The sequence below is a fragment of the Asanoa sp. NPDC049475 genome (genome assembly GCF_040676915.1).
Taxonomy (GTDB): Bacteria; Actinomycetota; Actinomycetes; order Mycobacteriales; family Micromonosporaceae; genus Asanoa.
This window is the reverse complement of record NZ_JBFAPY010000002.1, coordinates 249,436-264,943: the sequence shown is the minus strand read 5'-3', so window position 1 is coordinate 264,943 and position 15,508 is coordinate 249,436. Positions and strand designations below refer to the sequence as shown.

The following is a 15,508-nucleotide window of genomic DNA, read 5'->3' as shown; positions in this document are numbered from 1 at the left end:
CGCGGCCGTGGGCGGTCCCGCCGACGCCAACCTGGTCGCGGCGGTCGGCGGCGCAGGCCGCCAACTAGCCGGCCGCCAGCCCGAGAGAGGCCAACGTGCGCGAGCGCAAGGCGTCGGCGTCGCGCAGGAACGTCCCGAATGCCGCTCCTGGCAGGTACGCGTCGGCCCACGGGTTGCGGGCCACCGTGTCCTGCCAGGCCCGCGAGGCATGCAACTGCTCGGCGATGCCCGACAGCCGTCGCTCGTCGTTCGCGCTCAGGCCGGGCGGTGCGACGAGCCCGCGCCAGTTGAGGAAGACGACGTCGATGCCGGCCTCGCGCAGGGTGGGGGCGTCCACGCCCGGCGTCCGGGCCGCGCCGGTCACCGCGAGGACCCGGAGCTGGCCGGAGACGATCTGCTGCGCGTACTCGCCGAGGCTGGATACCGCGACGGCGACCCGTCCGGCGAGCGCCGCGGCCAACAGGGTTCCACCGCCGTCGTAGCGGACGTACTTCACCGATCGCGGCGGCACGCCGAGTGCCTGGGCGACCAGCATCGGAGCCAGGTGGTCGGGGCCGCCCGTGGTCGAGCCGCCGCCGACAGCCAGGTCCACCGGCGCCTTCAGCCAGGCCGCGGTGAGGTCGGCCATGGTGCGCAGCGGGGAGTCCCGGCGCACGACGAACGCCTCGGGTTCCTCGACGAGCCGGGCGACCGGTGTGATGTCGGCGAGCGTCGCCGAGTCGGGCACGACGTGCTGGGCGCCAACCAGCCCGAGTCCCATCAGCCGGCAACACGAACGACGGCTCGGTGGTGGGCGGCGACTCGGGCGGGCCGGTCACCCGGTGGAACACCGGCACGGCGGCGACGAACGACATGGTCGCTGTCGGGATCGTCAGCTGCAGCGACAGGTACGAATTCGTCGACGTCGAGCCCATTCACCGCATCGAGGCGGCAACGGGCGCCGTGGTCGTCGTCGGCGGGACGTAGGCCATCCAGCGGGTGGGCGGGGTCGTCCCCGCCCACCCGCACACCGCTGGGGTATGGCGCAGCCGGCGCGGACAACCTCTATGTCATGCGAGAGACGAGCACGGACATGATCTCGGCGCTGCGATCGACGCCGACGTCGTGTCCCGATGATTCGCTGAGGTGCAGGGTGGCGTCGGGCAGCTGGCGGGCGAGGCTGCGGGCGAAGGCGACCGGCGCGTTGCGGTCAAGAGCGCCGTGCCACAAGTGCACCGGCGTCCTGACCTCGCCTAGCGGGAACGTCCACGGGCGCTTGATCAGGGCGAGCTCCTGCGCCGTGGCGCGTGAGCCCTGCCGCAGCGCGTCAGCGACGGCCTCGAACTCGACGCGCAAGGCGGCGGCATGCTCGGGGTCCTCCGCCATCGCGTGGCGCAGAGAGCGCTCGCGCCGCTCAGCGCTGACCAGCTCCCGGCGCATCGCCGCGACGCGGACCCTGTTGAGTGCCGGCGCGTTCCTGGCCAGCCAGTTCATGAGCCTGGCGCTTGGCTTCATGCCCGCCCGGTCGGCCGGGCTCATCGGCCCGCCCGCCGCGATCAGGGCGACCACGCTGACCCGCTTGTCGAGTTGGTGCGCGGCGGCCAGGGTGAACGGGGCGCCGCCGGACTCACCCGCCAGCGCGAACCGGTCCAGGCGCAGATGACCGGTCAGCGTGGCCAGGTCGTCACCCCAGCTGGCAACGGTCCGCTCGCGCTGGTAACTGGAGTCGCCGTAGCCGGGTTTGTCCGGCGAGATCCAACGCAGGCCGGCTGCGCGGGCCGTCTCGTCGTAGCTGGCGCCGCCCAGACCCGACACCGGTGTCCCCGCCGTGTAGACGACCGGGGACCCGTCCGGGTCTCCGAACTCGTGCCAGCTCAGCCGTCTGCCGTCAGCAAGGGTGATCATCCGCGTCTGGCCCATCCTTGATTATCGGGGCCCGCACGGCTCAAGGTGGTGCGGGAGGCCACGCCTATGTTCATTACCGAGACGTTGGCGTACGACGGAGGGCGGCAGGTCACCGCCTACGTCCCGGAGGCCGCGGCAGAAGCGATCGTCTTCGCCTGCGATGGGCAACTGATCGCGTCGTGGGGACCGTCTCTGGAGGCCGCGGAGCTGCCACCGACGATGATCGTCGGCGCGCACCGGGTCGAGGACGAGACGCTGCGGTTGCACGAGTACTCACCGGGCCGCAGCACGGCTGCGTTCGCCTTCGACCCGCGACGGTTCGAGGCCCACGAGAAGTTCTTCGTCGAAGACGTCCGGCGATGGGCGGCGAACCGCCTGTCCGTCAGGCTGCCGGCCGGTCGGACCGCGGTGTTCGGGGTCTCGGCCGGCGCGGAACTCGCGCTGGCCATGGGGCTGCGCCATCCCGACATCTACGGCGCGGTCCTCTGCGCTTCGCCCGGGGCGGGTTACCCGCCGCCCGCCGCGCTGCCCGCCCGGCTCCCGCGCACGTACCTCGTCGCCGGCACCGAGGAGCCGTTCTTCCTGACCAACGCGAAGCGGTGGGCGGACGCGTTGCACGAGGCGGACGGCGACGTCGTCATGACCGAGCGGACCGGCTCGCACGGCGACGCTTTCTGGAAGAACGAGTTTCCGCTGATGGTGGCGTGGGCCTTCGGACACTGACCCGCAAGACCCGCTCCCCGGGAAGCCAAGCCGGATCGCTGGCTAGCCGAGGTCCGACGGGCGCAGACGGAAGACCTGTAGCCGCAACCCGTAGTACTTCTCGGTCTCGCCGACCCACTCCATGCCGATGCGCCGGGCCGTCGCCTGCGCCCGGGTGTTCGCCGGTCGGGCCACCGCGACAACTTCGTCGTACCCCTCGTCGAAGGCCCACCGCGCGACCGCCCGCCCGGCCTCTGACGCGTACCCCTGGCCCCAATGGTCGGGGTGTAGCTGCCACCCCATCTCGAGGTCCAGGCCGTCCGGCGGCAGCGGCAGCAGAATGGCCCCGCCGACGAGCGTGCGGTCAGCGGTGAGCTCGATGGCCCAACGGCCGGCCGGCGCCGGCAGCCGCTGGTCCTCGGCCATCCACTGCTGCAGGAGGAGCCGCATCGCGTCGACGTCGGCGACGGTGTCCATGGCGGGGCTCAGCCACCGGGCGACGTTCGACGCGCCATAGATGGGCAGCGCCGCCTCCGCGTCATCGAGCCGCCACGGCCGCAGGTTCAGGCGTTCCGTCTTCAGCTGCCTGGCCACGTTTCCTACTGTAGGCGGCGTTTTGGCGGTTGGCGCGGCCCGCGCTGAGGTCGGTTCTGACCGCCCCGGCTTTCCTCGGCCCTGCTGCCGCATTGGCCGCCGCGACCGCGGCCCTCTCCGTGGGAGTCGGGCTCCTCCCCGTGTCGGGTCGCGCCGCCGGCCTCGGGACCATCGCCACCGGGGCCGCCGTGTCCGTCCTGGCGCTCTGCGCGGCCTTCGTGCAGCCCCGCACGGGGCGGGCTTTCGACGACGGGTGACTTCACCGCACGCACCGGCCTGAGCGCGCGCCCGGGAGTTACCGCCGCCGGGGTGGCGGCGGCCACCCTGCCCTGCCTGGCCGGCGTGCTCGTCGCGGCCGCGCTGATCGGGGTCGGCACCGGCCTGATCACCTCGCTCGGCTTCGCGGCGCTGGCCGCGAACACCCCGCAGGAGCGCCTGGGCAAGACCATGGGCGGGCCGTTGCTGGTCGGTGGGATCGCCGCGGTCGCCGGCCTCACGTACGGGTTCGCCGCGCTCGCCGTCCTCCTGGCGGCCGAGCGGTAGGCGGTATTCGGCTGACAAGGGCCAGGGGGTTCCGAGGAAACCCCCTGGCCCCGCCTACGACGTCACGGCCCGTCCTGGACGGCCGTGAACGTGAACTGTCCGGAAGGGACGGTGAAGACGGTGTAGCCGCCCTCGACCCGCTCGAACGTGGCCCGCGCCGGTGTGCGGACGGACTGCCCGTCATCGGTCGGCACCCACACCTGCGCCGTTGTGTTCGTCGGCACCGTGACCTTCAGCTCGAAGCGCCCGTCGGACTTCGTCCACGCGCTCCGCGCGAAACCCTTGGGGGTCCTGTAGCTGCCCTTGGCGTACGTGAGGTCCCCGACCGCCTTCGGCTGGATCACCAGCTTGTCGTAGGCGACCGTGTCCGGCGCCGAGCGGATGCCGATCACCCCGCTCTGGAACCACTCCTCGATCTGGGCGAGGATCATGTGGTTCTTCGAGCTGCCGCGCGTCCAACGTTCCCCGATGGTGGTGAAACCGCCCGGGTTCTCTGACGTGGACGCCATGAAGTAGCCGTAGCTCGGGTAGTCGTCCTCCTGGAGCAGGTCCCAGAGCACGTCGTCGCGACCGGCCGCGGCGAGGCTGCGCACGGTCGGCGACATCCCGATGGTGCCACCGCTGAAGTGCGGGCCGTCACCCTCGGGGTGGAACGAGTACACATTGGACACGAGTTGGTCGACGACGCCCTGCCGCTTGTCCTGCGGAACCAGGCCCGCGTCGAGCGCGAGTGCCTGAGCCGACTGGGTCGCACCGGCGGTCCCGGCGTTGCCGGCCGCGGTGTAGTAGCCCAGCGTGTCGTTGAAGAAGGCGCGGTTGAAGGCGTCCTTGATCTGCCCGGCCAGCGCCGTGTACTCCGCCGCGTCGGCGGCGTGTCCGGTGAGTCCGGCCATCATCGCCATCTTGGAGATCATCACGTAGTAGCCCCACGTGCCGGTGATCCGGCCCGAGGTGTCCTCCGCCGACACCCAGTCGGTCAGGGCCGCGTCGACGATGTGCGCGTTCTCGCCGGTGCCGACCTTCTGCCGCTGGATGTAGTCGACGAACCTCGTCATCCGGTCGTAGTAGGTCGCCATCGTCTGGGTGTCGCCGTACAACTCGTACAGCATCGCCGGGACGAGAATGATGGCGTTGCCCCAGTTGATCTCGTCGCCGAACCGCCCCGTGTAGCCCCAGTCGTACACGGGGGTCTTCAAGGCCACGTTGCCGGCCATCGGGGTGTCGGCGACCGACTGGCCCTCGACGAGGTGGTGCATCGACGTGCGCAGGAAGGCGCCGAGCTCGTAGTCGCGGTGGATGGAGCCCATCGGCATCGTGTAGTCGGCCGGGTATGACAGCTTCTCCCGGCCCGGGCAGTCGGTGAAGACCGACATCATATTGCCGGCGAACGAGTAGCGAGCCATCTTGTGGATCCGGTTGATCCGCGCGTTGGACGTGGTGAACTCGCTCGCGACCGGCGTGTCAGCCTGCAGCCGCACGCCGGTGACCAGGTCGCGGGTCGGCACGTAGCCCTCGGGCAGACCAGTGACCTGGACCCACTGCATGCCGAAGTAGTTGAACAGCGGATGCCACGACTCGCCCTTACGCGCGCCGTGGGTGGTGTAGGTGTTGAACAGGTCGGCACCACGGCCGCCGGGACCTAGCGAGTTTTGGTTGACCGTGCCGTCGGGGTTCAACGACTCCGCCGGTGCCACCTTGACGGTGGTGCCCGCCGGCAGGTCCCGCAGGTGCAGCTCGGGCCAGCCGACGATGTTCTGACCGAAGTCGAAGACCCAGGTGCCGGGCACCGGGTTGGTCACCGAGACCGGCCTGAACCGTTCCTGTTCCACGACCGGTTCGCCGGCCCGGGCGACCAGCCGCGTCGCCAGGTTCGGGGGCGGGGCGATGCCCGCACTGACCCACTCGGTCGCCGTGCCGTCGCGGCGCTTGGCGGTCGGGCCGAGGTTCGACCCGGCCTGGTTCCAGCCCGGCTGTTCGCGACGGGCGTCGTAGTCGGCACCGGAGTACCAGGCGTCGGTGACCAACGGACCGAGCGCCGTCCGCCACGACCGGTCGGTGATGATCTCCGAACGGCTGCCGTCGCGGTACGTGACCTCCAGCCGGCCGATGAACCGCGGCGTGACGGCCGCGCCGGCCGATGCGTCGCTCGCGGCGATGTTGTTGCCCGACCCGGTCACCTTCGCGCCGGCAGCGTGTGCGGTCGCGAGCGCGGGGGTGAAGGTGATGCCGGCGGGCCCGATCGCGGTTATCGTGCGCGACTCCAGCCGGTCACCGCCGTCACCGGTGTCGATGTTGACCGTTCCCCCGACGTGATAGCCGGTGACGCTGTCGACCTGGACGGTGGTCGCGCCGGACGGGGCGTCGGCGACGAGCAGACCGTTGCCCTTGAGCTGGCTCTGCCACCACGAGTACGGCGACGTGCGCCCCACCGCAGGGTTGGTCACGTTGCGCCGCACGTACGCGGTGCCGTTGCCGAGCTCGACGCCGATCGTGTTGGCGCCGTCCCGCAGCGCCCTGGTGACGTCGTAGGTGCGGTACTCGCTGGAGAGCTGGTAGTTGGAGTTGCCGGGGGCCAGGACCTCGTCGGTCACCTCCCGGCCGTTGACCGTCGCATGGTGCAGGCCGACTCCGGAGAGGTAGAGCCGCGCGTCGGCGATCTTCTTGCCGCGCGGGACGGAGAACTGGCGGGCGAAGATCGGCAGCGGCTGGCTCTCGGCCCGGCCGGGGTAGTCGATCCACCGCGCGTCGCCCCAGTCGCTCTGGTGGAGCAGGCCCGCCGACCAGGTGGCCGGCTGCGACCAGTCCGACGGCCGCTTGCCCGCGTCCCAGACCCGCACACGCCAGGCCACGGTGTCGCGCGAGCGCAGGGTCTTGTCGAAGACCGCGCGCTGGTCGGCGCTGGCGACCTTGCCGGAGGACCAGATCAGCTTGCCGTCCTCGAGCTTGCCGGCGTCCGCAGCGGCCTGGATCTCGTAGGCGGTCTGCCGGTCGCCGGGACAGGCGACCTTCGCGTGGGGGCGGTAGCAGGGGTGCGCGGCGGCACGGCGGGTCTGCATGATCTGCCAGCTCAGGGTCGGCGCTTGGTGGTCCAGCCCCATCGGTGAGTCGTAGCGGCCGTCGACGGCGAGGTTGACGACCTCGACGTCGCCTCCGGAATTCGCGTGCGCGGACGCTCCCGTCGTGAACTGGGGCGCCACGAGGGTCAAGGCCAGGAACCCGCCTATCATCGCGGTCGCCGTGCGTCTGTTGGTTTGCACCGGTTCTCCCTTCCTCGCAGTCAGGTGGTGCTCGGCTCGCGCAGGGCGGCGAGCCGTCCAGAGGTGGCCACGGCGGTGAGGTGACCGTCGAGGTAGTCGACCCGCTCCCGGTCCTCGGTGGTGCCGATGCCGTTCTCGGAGACGAACAGCGGCAACCCGGTCCGCTTGCCGGCGTGGTCGTCGATGCCCTCCACCTGGTGCGCCGCGGTCGCGGCGCCCCAGATGAAGTCGGGTGGAAAGCAATGGGCAATCACGTCACGTGCCGGCCGCATAGTCCTTGTCCATCGCGGCCAGCACCTTGTCCGGTGTGGACTGCTTGCTGAAGATCTCCTGCAGGCCGCTGAGCATCGTCTGCTGGACCTTGGCGTTGGGCCAGAGCTGGTCCATGAACGGCACCGTGCGGTTCTGGTTGATGAAGTCGGCGAGCTCGGTCAGCGACGGGTCAAGGTCGTAGCCGGTGTCGGCCAGGGCCGGCACGCCGCCCTGCTGCTTGACGTAGAGGTTCATGCCCTCCGGCGACATGACGAAGTTGACGAACTTGAGCGCCAGGTCCTTGTTCTTGGCCTTGGCGTTGACGCCGTACCCGGCGCCGGCCGCGGCCGGCATCACGAAGCTGGCCGGATTGTCGGTGGCCGGCAGCGGCCTGATGGTGAACCTGCCGCTCGGGTTCTGCTTCTTGAGCAGCGCGATCACCCAGTTGCCCTGCACCAACCCCAGCGTCCTGCCGGTCGCGGCGAGCTGCTGGCTGGCCTCGTAGCTCGTGCCGAGCGGGTTCTTCTGGAAGCAGCCGGCCTTGTCCATGTCCTGGTACTTGGCCATCGCGGCCGTCCACGGCGAGTTGGCGAAGGTCGCCTGTCCGGCCTGCATCTTCTTGTCGAAGTCACGGTCGTCGGCGTAGACGGTCGTGGCGACCAGGGCGTACAGGACCAGCTGGGTGACCCAGTTGTCCTGGATGCCGAGCGCGAACGCCGGCGTGCCCTTGCCCACCGCGGCCCGGCAGAAGTCCAGCAGCTGCGTCCAGGTCTCGGGCGCGGTGAGCCCGGCCTTGGCCAACGCGTCCTCGTTGTAGACCGCGCCGATGCCGTTGAGGCCGAAGATCGCGTTGTACGTCTTGCCCTCGTACTGTGCGACGCTCTTGACCGCCTCGGGATACTTCGCCGCCCATGCCTGGTCGGACAGGTCGAGCAGGTAGCCGGGCTTGGCCAGCACGTAGGTGGCGCCGGGGTTGCCGTTGCCGGGCCACACCGACATGACGTCCGGCGCGGTTCCCGAGGCGAGCTGGGTGCGGATCTGCTGCTGGTACTGGTCGGCGCCGCTCGTCGTGAAGTTGACCTTGACGCCGGGGTTCTTCGCCTCGAAGGCCTTGACGACCTCTTCGACGGAGCCCTGGTCGACCGACGCGAGGGTGAGGGTGTTGTCCTGGGCCTTGTCGCCCGAGGCCGCGTTGGTGCCGCCGCCGCAGGCGGCGGCCAGCGTGACGGTGGCCGTCGCCGCGATCAGGGCCGCCAATTTCGATCTCTTCATCTGCTCTCCCACTGAGTCTTGAGGGACTAGGCGCCCTGATACGCGGCGCTGAAGGTGTAGCGCCCCGACGCCAGCCCGACCGTGGCTCCGGCGGCTGACGGCTGGACTGTGCGTACGCCCGGTTGGTCGGCGGCCGGCCGGCCGCCTTCCTTGACGCTGGCCGGGTCGGAGGTGGGAATCTCGAGAGTGGCTGTGCTGCCGGGCGGGACCGTGACGGTCACGGTGATCCGCTCGTTCTTGATCGACCAGCCGCACGCCACCGTGCCGCGTACGGTCTCCTGCTGGGCGCGAGCCCAGGTCAGCCGGCCGCCGGGAACCGGCCGCAGCGACAGCTCGCGGTAACCGACAGAGGTCGGCGTCTGGTCGATGCCGGCGACGCGGCTGTAGAGCCAGTCACCGACGCTGCCGAGGCTGTAGTGGTTGAAGGAGTTCATCGCCGGCGACTGGAACCCGCCGTGCTCGGTCCAGCCGTCCCAGCGCTCCCAGATCGTCGTCGCGCCGTGCCGGATGGAGTAGCCCCAGCTGGGGAACTCCGCCTGGTGCAGGAGGGCGTACGCCAGGTCCGCCCGGCCGTGCTGGGTCAGCACCGGACACAGCAGCGCGACGCCCAGGAACCCGGTGGTCAGCCGGTTGTCGCGTTTCTCGATGTCGGCGGCCAGGTGGTCGGCCGCGGCGCGCACGAGGTTGGGCGGCAGCAGCCCGAAGGCGAGGGCGAGCAGGTAGCCGGTCTGGGTGCCGCCCTCGACCGTCCCGTTGTCACCGACGTACGAGTCGATGAACGCGGCCCGGATCGCACCGTGCAGTCCCTGGTACTCGATCGCGACGTCGTGGTGTCCGAGCACCTCGGCCGCGGCCGCGACGATCTCGGCGCTGCGGGCGAAGTACGCGGTCGACAGCACGTCTCTCGGCGTGACGGCGTCGACCTGGAGCCAGTCGCCGTAGGAGTTGCCGGTGCGGTGACGCCAGCGCAGGTCCGGGTTGTGTCGGCGGACGTGGTCGACCCAAGCCACCATCGACGGGAAGGAGCGTTCCAGCGTCACGCGGTCGCCGTAGGTGCGCCACAGGTGCCACGGGATGATCACGCCAGCGTCGCCCCACGCGGGTGCGGCCTCGCGGTCGATCCAGACGGCCGGTGCGACGTCGCGGAAGGCGCCGTCCGCGTCCTGCCCGTCGACGACGTCACGCAGCCAGCGGGCGAGGAACGCCGATACGTCGGCGTTGCGGCTGGCGGTCGGGGTGAAGATCTGCGCGTCGGCGAGCCAGCCGAGCCGCTCGTCGCGTTGCGGGCAGTCGGTCGGGACGGCGACGAAGTTGCCTCGCTGGCTCCACGTGATGTTGGACTGGAGCTGGTTGACCATCGGGTCCGAGCACTCGAACGTCCCGTCGAACGGGGTGTCGTTGTGCAGCACCCGGGCGACGATCTCCAGCTCGCCGGGATGGTTGTCGACCTCGGCGTAGCGGAAGCCGTGGACGGTGAACCGGGGTTCGAAGACCTCGCTTCCCGTGCCGGCCGCCACGTACGTGTCGGTCGCGTCGGCGCGGCGCAGGTTGTCCAGGTAGAGCTCGCCGTCGTCGAGCACCTCGGCGTGCCGGACGGTGATCCGCCGGCCTGTTGCCGCGCCGCGCAGGGTGAGCCGTACCCGGCCGACCAGGTTCTGTCCGAAGTCGACGATCGTGCGGCCCGGCGCGCGCCGGTGCAGCGCGACCGGCGTGACGTCGCGGATGACGCGGATCGGCTGGTCGGGTTCGGCGACCGGCGGGCCAGGGTCGGTGTCGTCGACGGCCACCCGCGTGAAGCCGGCGTCCGAGCCGTGCGGCGCGTCCCAATCGGGCACCGCCAGGCGGGCGTCGACGTGCTCCCCCATCAGCAGGTCCGCCGAGCGGATGGCGCCAGGCCGCTCCGTCCAGTGGGCGTCGGTGGCGACCACCTGCCGGGAACCGTCCGAGAAGTCGACGACCAGCTGCGCCAGGAAGCTCGGGTGGTCCCCGTAGTGCTGGGCGGGACGGCGCGGGTCGAACCCCAGGTACCCGGACCACCAGCCGTCGGCCACCACCGCGCCGAGCACGTTGCGGCCGTCGCGCAGCAGGTCGGTGACGTCGTAGGCCTGGTACTGGATCCGGTGGCGATAGTCGGTCCAGCCGGGCGAGAGCTCCCGGTCGCCGACCCGCTGCCCGTTGAGCCGGGGTTCGTAGACGCCGCGGGCGGTGGCGTACAGGCGGCCGCGGACGGGGATGCGGTCCAGCTCGAAGGTGCGGCGTAGCTGGAGCGCCGGCCGGCCGGGCTCGTCGTCGTCGGTCGGGGGGTCGACCAGTGGCAGGCCGGCCGGATCGCGGGTGATCCACACCGCCGACCAGTCCGCGCGGTGCAACAGACCCGTCTCGAACCAGCTGTGCCCGACCGACGGGCCCTCGCCGCGCTCGTCCCAGACCTCGACCCGCCAGTGGTAGCGGGTCGACGATTGCAGCGCCGGACCGTCCCAGGTCACCTCGATGTCCCCGGTGGGGCGGTGTCCGCTGTCCCAGAGCAGGCGACGCGGGTCGTCGAGGTCGGCCGCGTGCGCGGCGACGGTGAGTCGGTAGGCGCTCTGGGCGGCGCCGCGCCGGTCGGAGCGCAGCCGCCAGGACAGCCGCGGCCGGGTGGCGTCCAGCCCGAGCGGTTCGACTCGTTGCTCGGTCCGCAGACCGTACGGATGCGTCATCCCTTCAGCCCTCCGGCGAAGCCGTTGATGATGCTGCGTTGCAGCGCGAAATAGACGACCAGGATCGGGATCATGCTGATCAGCAGTGCGGCGAAGATCAGGTTCCAGTCGGACACGTACTGACCGACGAAGCCGGAGATGGCGACCGGTACGGTCTGCTGCGTACTGCCGGACAGGTACAGCAGCGGCGTGAAGAAGTCGTTCCAGATACTGACCGCGTTCAGCACGATCGCCGTGACGGTGATGGGCTTGAGCATCGGGAACACGACGTGCCGGAACGCCTCCCACGAGGTGCAGCCGTCGATGAACGCCGCATCCTCGAAGTCGCGGGGCAGCGCGCGCAGGAACCCGATGTAGAGGAACGTCGTGAACGGCACCTGGAGGCCCGCGTAGAACAGGATCAGCGCCCACGCGCTGCCGAGCAGGTGCAGGTCGCGCATCGTCTGGTAGAGCGGGAGCGCGGCGAGCTGGAACGGCAGCATCAGCCCGAGCATGATCAGCAGGAACACGCCGCGCGACCATCGCGCCGTGACCCTGGCGAGGGGGTACGCGGCCAGCGCCGAGATCGCGATGACGACGAGCACGCTGACGACGGTGACCAGGGCGCTGTTGGCCAGGGCGCCCCCGAGCGCGCCCTGCTGCCAGGCCTGGGTGAAGTTGTCCAACGTCGGCGCGAGGGTCGGGCGCAGGGGCGAGGAGGTGTCCGACGGCGGCCGCACGGCGAGGTTGACCAGGACGTAGATCGGGAAGGCGACGACGAGCGCGACGCCGATCATCAGCAGTTCGAGGCCGAAGGTCCGCCGGCTGTAGCGGTTCATGAGGCCGCCCTTTCGTTGCGCGCCAGCACCAGGTACTGGCCGGTGGAGGCGACCGCGACGATGACGGTGAGGATGACGGCGAGGGCGATGCTGTAGCCGAACTCGCCGAGAGTGAACGCGTCCTTGTAGATGAGGGTGGACAGCGTGTCGGTGGCGTGGCCGGGTCCGCCGCCGGTCAGCGCGTACACCTGGTCGAACAGCTTGATGCCGCCGATGATCGAGAGCATCAGGTTGATCGTGAACGCCGGCGCCAGCAACGGCCGGGTGATCGACCAGAAGCGGCGCACGGGTCCTGTGCCGTCGATCGCCGCGGCGTCGTAGATGTCCTTGGGGATCGACTGCATGCCGGCCAGGAAGATGACCATCGAGTAGCCGCCGAACTGCCAGACGATCACGCCGACGATCGACCAGAGCGCGAGTTCGGGATCCCCGAGCCAGTTCTGCTGCCAGGAGTGCAGCCCCAGCGCGCCGAACAGGCTGTTGACCGCGCCGTCCGGGGCCAGCAGGTTGCGCCACAGGTACGCGGTGACGATCGGCGTGATCACGGCGGGCGCGAACAGGAACACCCGCAGGACGTTGCGCGACTTGATCATCGTATTGACGCCGAGCGCGAGGGCGAGGCCGAACCCGTTCTGGATGACCGTGATCGAGACCGCGATCAGCAGGGTGTGCCAGATCGCCTGCTTCGCGTCCGGGTCCCGGAACATCTCGACGAAGTTGTCGAGGCCGACGAAGGAGAAGCTCGGGTCGAGGCCGTCCCAGTCGGTGAAGGCGTAGTAGACGCCGCGGACGCTGGGCATCAGCACGACGAAGGCGAACAGCACCATCGCGGGTATCACGAACCACCACGGCGCATTGGAACGTTTCATACGGAAGGCCAGCCAATCCCTTGGTACGCGGCTCCAGCGGGGGGCGTAAGGATCAACCACTGTCGTGGGTAACGTTGCCCAAATGTTTCGCCCGACCCTAGAAGTTCACCGGATCGACGTCAAGGGTCTTGTCGAGCAGTGCCTTGGTACGTAGCCTCACGCGGACGGCCGGCGATCCGCTTGCCATCGGCAAACGTTTTCCACAAAGGTGGGGGTCATGGCACGCCCGGTACAACAGCGACGGGTCACGATCGTCGACGTCGCCCGGCACGCCCAGGTGTCCACCACCGCCGTCTCGAAGGTCCTGCGCAACGCGTACGGCACCAGCCCGGCCATGCGCCAGAAGGTGCACCAGGCGATCGCCGACCTCGGCTACCGTCCCTCGGCCGCGGCGCGGGGGTTGCGCGGCCAGACGTACACACTGGGCGTGATGGTCCCGGACATCGCCAACCCGTTCTTTCCGGAGGTCCTCAACGGAGTGACCGCGTCGCTGGACAGCACCGACTACCAGGTGCTGCTGGCGCCGGGATGCGCCGGCGAGCAGGCCGAGGCCAGGACGATCGACTCGATGATCGACCGCAGCATGGACGGCATCATCCTCATCGCACCGGTATCACCGCGGGCTCACCTGGAGCACATCGCCGGCATCATCCCCACGGTCATCGTCGGCCGGCACGCCCGCAGCGCCATCTTCGACACGGTCGCCGACGACGACATCGCCGGTGCCGCCCTGGTCGTCGACCACCTGGTCGAGCTCGGACACCGCCGGATCGCGCACATCGAACACCTAGAGACCGAGCCGTCGTGCATCGAGGAGATGCCCAACATGATCCGCGCCGAGGGCTACCGGATCGCGATGCGCCACCGCGGTCTCGAGTCCGAGATCGACGTGGTCTCGCGGACCTACACCCGCGAGGGCGGTTACACGGGCGCCCGCGAGTTGCTCGGGCGGCCGCAACGGCCGACGGCCATCTTCGCCGGGGCGGACATCGCGGCGATGGGTGTGCTCGACGCGGTGGCCGAGGCGGGCCTTTCCGTGCCGGAGGACATCTCCGTCGCCGGCTACGACAACACCACGTTCGCCTCGTTCAGCCAGGTCTCGCTGACCAGCGTCGACCAGGCCGGCTGGCAGATCGGCGCCGACGCGGCCCGGCTGCTGCTGGAACGCATCGCCGACCGTTCACGCCGCTCGGCCCAGGTCAAGCTCTCCCCCAGCCTGGTCGTCCGCAACACCACCGCACCGCCACCGGCACGGTAGCCGGGTCGGCGGTCGGCTGTCAGGTTCGACCTGACAGCCGACCGCAGGCGACTAGGGGACGATGTCGACCGTGTCGCAGCCGTAGAAGCTCGTCTGGGTCGACGGGCCGCTGGTGAACTTGCCGAAGACACAACCCGTCGTGTCGGTCGGCGTGAGTGCGTCCCGTGGCGGTCCGAAGTGGAGCATCGCGTCGAGGTCGCCGTCGCGCGTGCGCTCGTCGCGCTCCACCGAGTCCTCCTTGTGAACCTTGTCGTGGAGCTCCGGCACGCCGAGGCCGCGCAGCAGGAGGCCCGGCGAGCCGAAGCGGGTCGCGCTGACGACGATGGTCGTCGCGTCGAACGCCAGCGGGTTGCCGTACTCGCCCGCACGCGTGGTGAGCACCGCGGTCGGCACGTTGGCGGCGTTCAGGTTGACCGGGTTCCGTGCGCTGCCGGGGTGGATGTTGATGGTCACCGGGACCGCGCAGTCCAGCGTGAGCCGCGCCGTCCGCTGGTTGTTGTCGGCATTCGCGTCGACGACGAACGCCCGCCGCGGAGTCACGGTCGTCGTGAAGTCGAGCGTGCGCGGTCCCGGCTGGGCACAGGTCACCGTGTACGTCTTCTCCAGCCGCTGCGGCGTGCCGACCGCGAGGGTGGCCGGCGTGGTGGCCGGAGCGTCCGGGCTGACGGTGATGCCGGCGCCGGCCACGACCTCGCGCTCCACCTTGGCCTCGGTCGGGCCGTCCGGCCCGGCGTTGGCGACCGTGCTGGCCACGGTGATGGTCACCGGCCGGCCGATCACGCCGAACAGCGGACCGGGTGCCGCGACGGCGTCGACCGAGAGGTCACTCTCGCGGCAGTCCGGGTCGTTCGGGTTCGCGACGCAGTAGTCACGGACGGCCGCGGTGGTGTCGACCGTGGCCACGGTGGCACCGGCCTCGTCGGCCAGCTTGATCTGCTCGACCCGGCTGTCATAGGGCACGAGCACCTGGCCGCGGCCCGCCTGGCTGACGAGACCCGCACCCTCCGCGGACGCGAGAGCCGGGTTCGGCATCGTGGTCGACCGCAGCACCGCGGCGTCGGCGATGCTGGACACCGTCAGGTCCGGCCGGAGGAACGCGGTCCCCGGCGTGGCGACGTGCGCGACCACGACGCCGGCCGACGTGCCGGACTGTGCGGACTGGAAATCGATCTCGGCGACGAAGCTGCGCGCGTCGTCGACGTATTCAGGCCGCGGAACCGGATCGCTCAGTGGGTTCGCGACGGTGGGGACCGCCTGTGCGGTCGCGTGGAGCGCGCCGATCATCAGGCCGACGGCACCGACTATCAGCATGGGTACGCGGGCCCGCCGCATCCGGCGGGACGAAGTGCGGTTCGGCATC

14 protein-coding genes are annotated in these 15,508 nt (G+C 70.4%); 4 read left to right on the top strand and 10 right to left on the bottom strand.

The window, feature by feature from the left end:
* Nucleotides 1-64: 64 nt before the first annotated feature.
* Nucleotides 65-760, bottom strand: a complete 696-nt coding sequence (locus AB0J88_RS07315; protein WP_364362115.1) for a tripartite tricarboxylate transporter substrate-binding protein — start codon at nucleotides 758-760, stop codon at nucleotides 65-67.
* Between the two features lie 26 nt (nucleotides 761-786).
* On the opposite strand from AB0J88_RS07315, the gene AB0J88_RS07310 reads away from it, so the two are divergent.
* Nucleotides 787-966, top strand: coding sequence for a hypothetical protein (locus AB0J88_RS07310; protein ID WP_364362116.1), 180 nt, complete (start codon nucleotides 787-789; stop codon nucleotides 964-966).
* Between the two features lie 78 nt (nucleotides 967-1,044).
* Here the strand turns inward: AB0J88_RS07310 and AB0J88_RS07305 are convergent, their stop codons facing one another.
* Nucleotides 1,045-1,884, bottom strand: coding sequence for an alpha/beta hydrolase (locus AB0J88_RS07305; protein WP_364362117.1), 840 nt, complete (start codon nucleotides 1,882-1,884; stop codon nucleotides 1,045-1,047).
* Nucleotides 1,885-1,950: 66 nt separating this feature from the next.
* On the opposite strand from AB0J88_RS07305, the gene AB0J88_RS07300 reads away from it, so the two are divergent.
* A complete protein-coding gene (locus tag AB0J88_RS07300; RefSeq protein WP_364362118.1) occupies nucleotides 1,951-2,607 on the top strand; it encodes an alpha/beta hydrolase-fold protein in 657 nt (218 codons plus the stop codon).
* A gap of 42 nt (nucleotides 2,608-2,649) precedes the next feature.
* On the opposite strand, the gene AB0J88_RS07295 is transcribed toward AB0J88_RS07300, so the two are convergent.
* Complete coding sequence (locus tag AB0J88_RS07295) at nucleotides 2,650-3,180, bottom strand: GNAT family N-acetyltransferase (protein WP_364362119.1); 531 nt, start codon at nucleotides 3,178-3,180, stop codon at nucleotides 2,650-2,652.
* Nucleotides 3,181-3,489: 309 nt separating this feature from the next.
* On the opposite strand from AB0J88_RS07295, the gene AB0J88_RS07290 reads away from it, so the two are divergent.
* A complete protein-coding gene (locus tag AB0J88_RS07290; RefSeq protein WP_364362120.1) occupies nucleotides 3,490-3,723 on the top strand; it encodes a hypothetical protein in 234 nt (77 codons plus the stop codon).
* Nucleotides 3,724-3,785: 62 nt separating this feature from the next.
* Here AB0J88_RS07290 and AB0J88_RS07285 read toward each other — a convergent pair whose 3' ends face one another.
* From AB0J88_RS07285 to AB0J88_RS07260, 6 genes are read right to left on the bottom strand one after another with little or no spacing between them, the layout of a single operon-like run.
* Nucleotides 3,786-6,950 carry a family 78 glycoside hydrolase catalytic domain gene (locus AB0J88_RS07285; protein WP_364362121.1) on the bottom strand — a complete coding sequence of 1,055 codons (3,165 nt, stop codon included), beginning with the start codon at nucleotides 6,948-6,950 and terminating at the stop codon, nucleotides 3,786-3,788.
* Nucleotides 6,951-7,000: 50 nt separating this feature from the next.
* Nucleotides 7,001-7,252: a family 1 glycosylhydrolase gene (locus AB0J88_RS07280; protein ID WP_364362122.1), complete on the bottom strand. Its 252-nt coding sequence runs from the start codon at nucleotides 7,250-7,252 to the stop codon at nucleotides 7,001-7,003.
* Nucleotides 7,236-8,504 (bottom strand): extracellular solute-binding protein, encoded by a 1,269-nt coding sequence (locus AB0J88_RS07275; protein ID WP_364362123.1) that lies wholly within the window; start codon nucleotides 8,502-8,504, stop codon nucleotides 7,236-7,238. The genes AB0J88_RS07280 and AB0J88_RS07275 overlap by 17 nt, the downstream gene beginning before the upstream one ends.
* 26 nt (nucleotides 8,505-8,530) lie before the next feature.
* Complete coding sequence (locus tag AB0J88_RS07270) at nucleotides 8,531-11,203, bottom strand: family 78 glycoside hydrolase catalytic domain (protein ID WP_364362124.1); 2,673 nt, start codon at nucleotides 11,201-11,203, stop codon at nucleotides 8,531-8,533.
* Nucleotides 11,200-12,021, bottom strand: a complete 822-nt coding sequence (locus tag AB0J88_RS07265) for a carbohydrate ABC transporter permease (protein ID WP_364362125.1) — start codon at nucleotides 12,019-12,021, stop codon at nucleotides 11,200-11,202. Before AB0J88_RS07265 ends, AB0J88_RS07270 begins: the two co-directional genes overlap by 4 nt.
* The gene (locus AB0J88_RS07260; RefSeq protein ID WP_364362126.1) at nucleotides 12,018-12,890 is read right to left on the bottom strand and encodes a sugar ABC transporter permease; all 873 of its coding nucleotides are present in this window, start codon (nucleotides 12,888-12,890) and stop codon (nucleotides 12,018-12,020) included. Before AB0J88_RS07260 ends, AB0J88_RS07265 begins: the two co-directional genes overlap by 4 nt.
* A 217-nt stretch (nucleotides 12,891-13,107) precedes the next feature.
* Here AB0J88_RS07260 and AB0J88_RS07255 point away from each other — a divergent pair, with 217 nt between their 5' ends.
* Nucleotides 13,108-14,148, top strand: a complete 1,041-nt coding sequence (locus AB0J88_RS07255) for a LacI family DNA-binding transcriptional regulator (protein ID WP_364362127.1) — start codon at nucleotides 13,108-13,110, stop codon at nucleotides 14,146-14,148.
* Nucleotides 14,149-14,199: 51 nt separating this feature from the next.
* On the opposite strand, the gene AB0J88_RS07250 is transcribed toward AB0J88_RS07255, so the two are convergent.
* Nucleotides 14,200-15,507 (bottom strand): hypothetical protein, encoded by a 1,308-nt coding sequence (locus tag AB0J88_RS07250; RefSeq protein ID WP_364355979.1) that lies wholly within the window; start codon nucleotides 15,505-15,507, stop codon nucleotides 14,200-14,202.
* Between the last annotated feature and the right edge of the window lies 1 nt (nucleotide 15,508).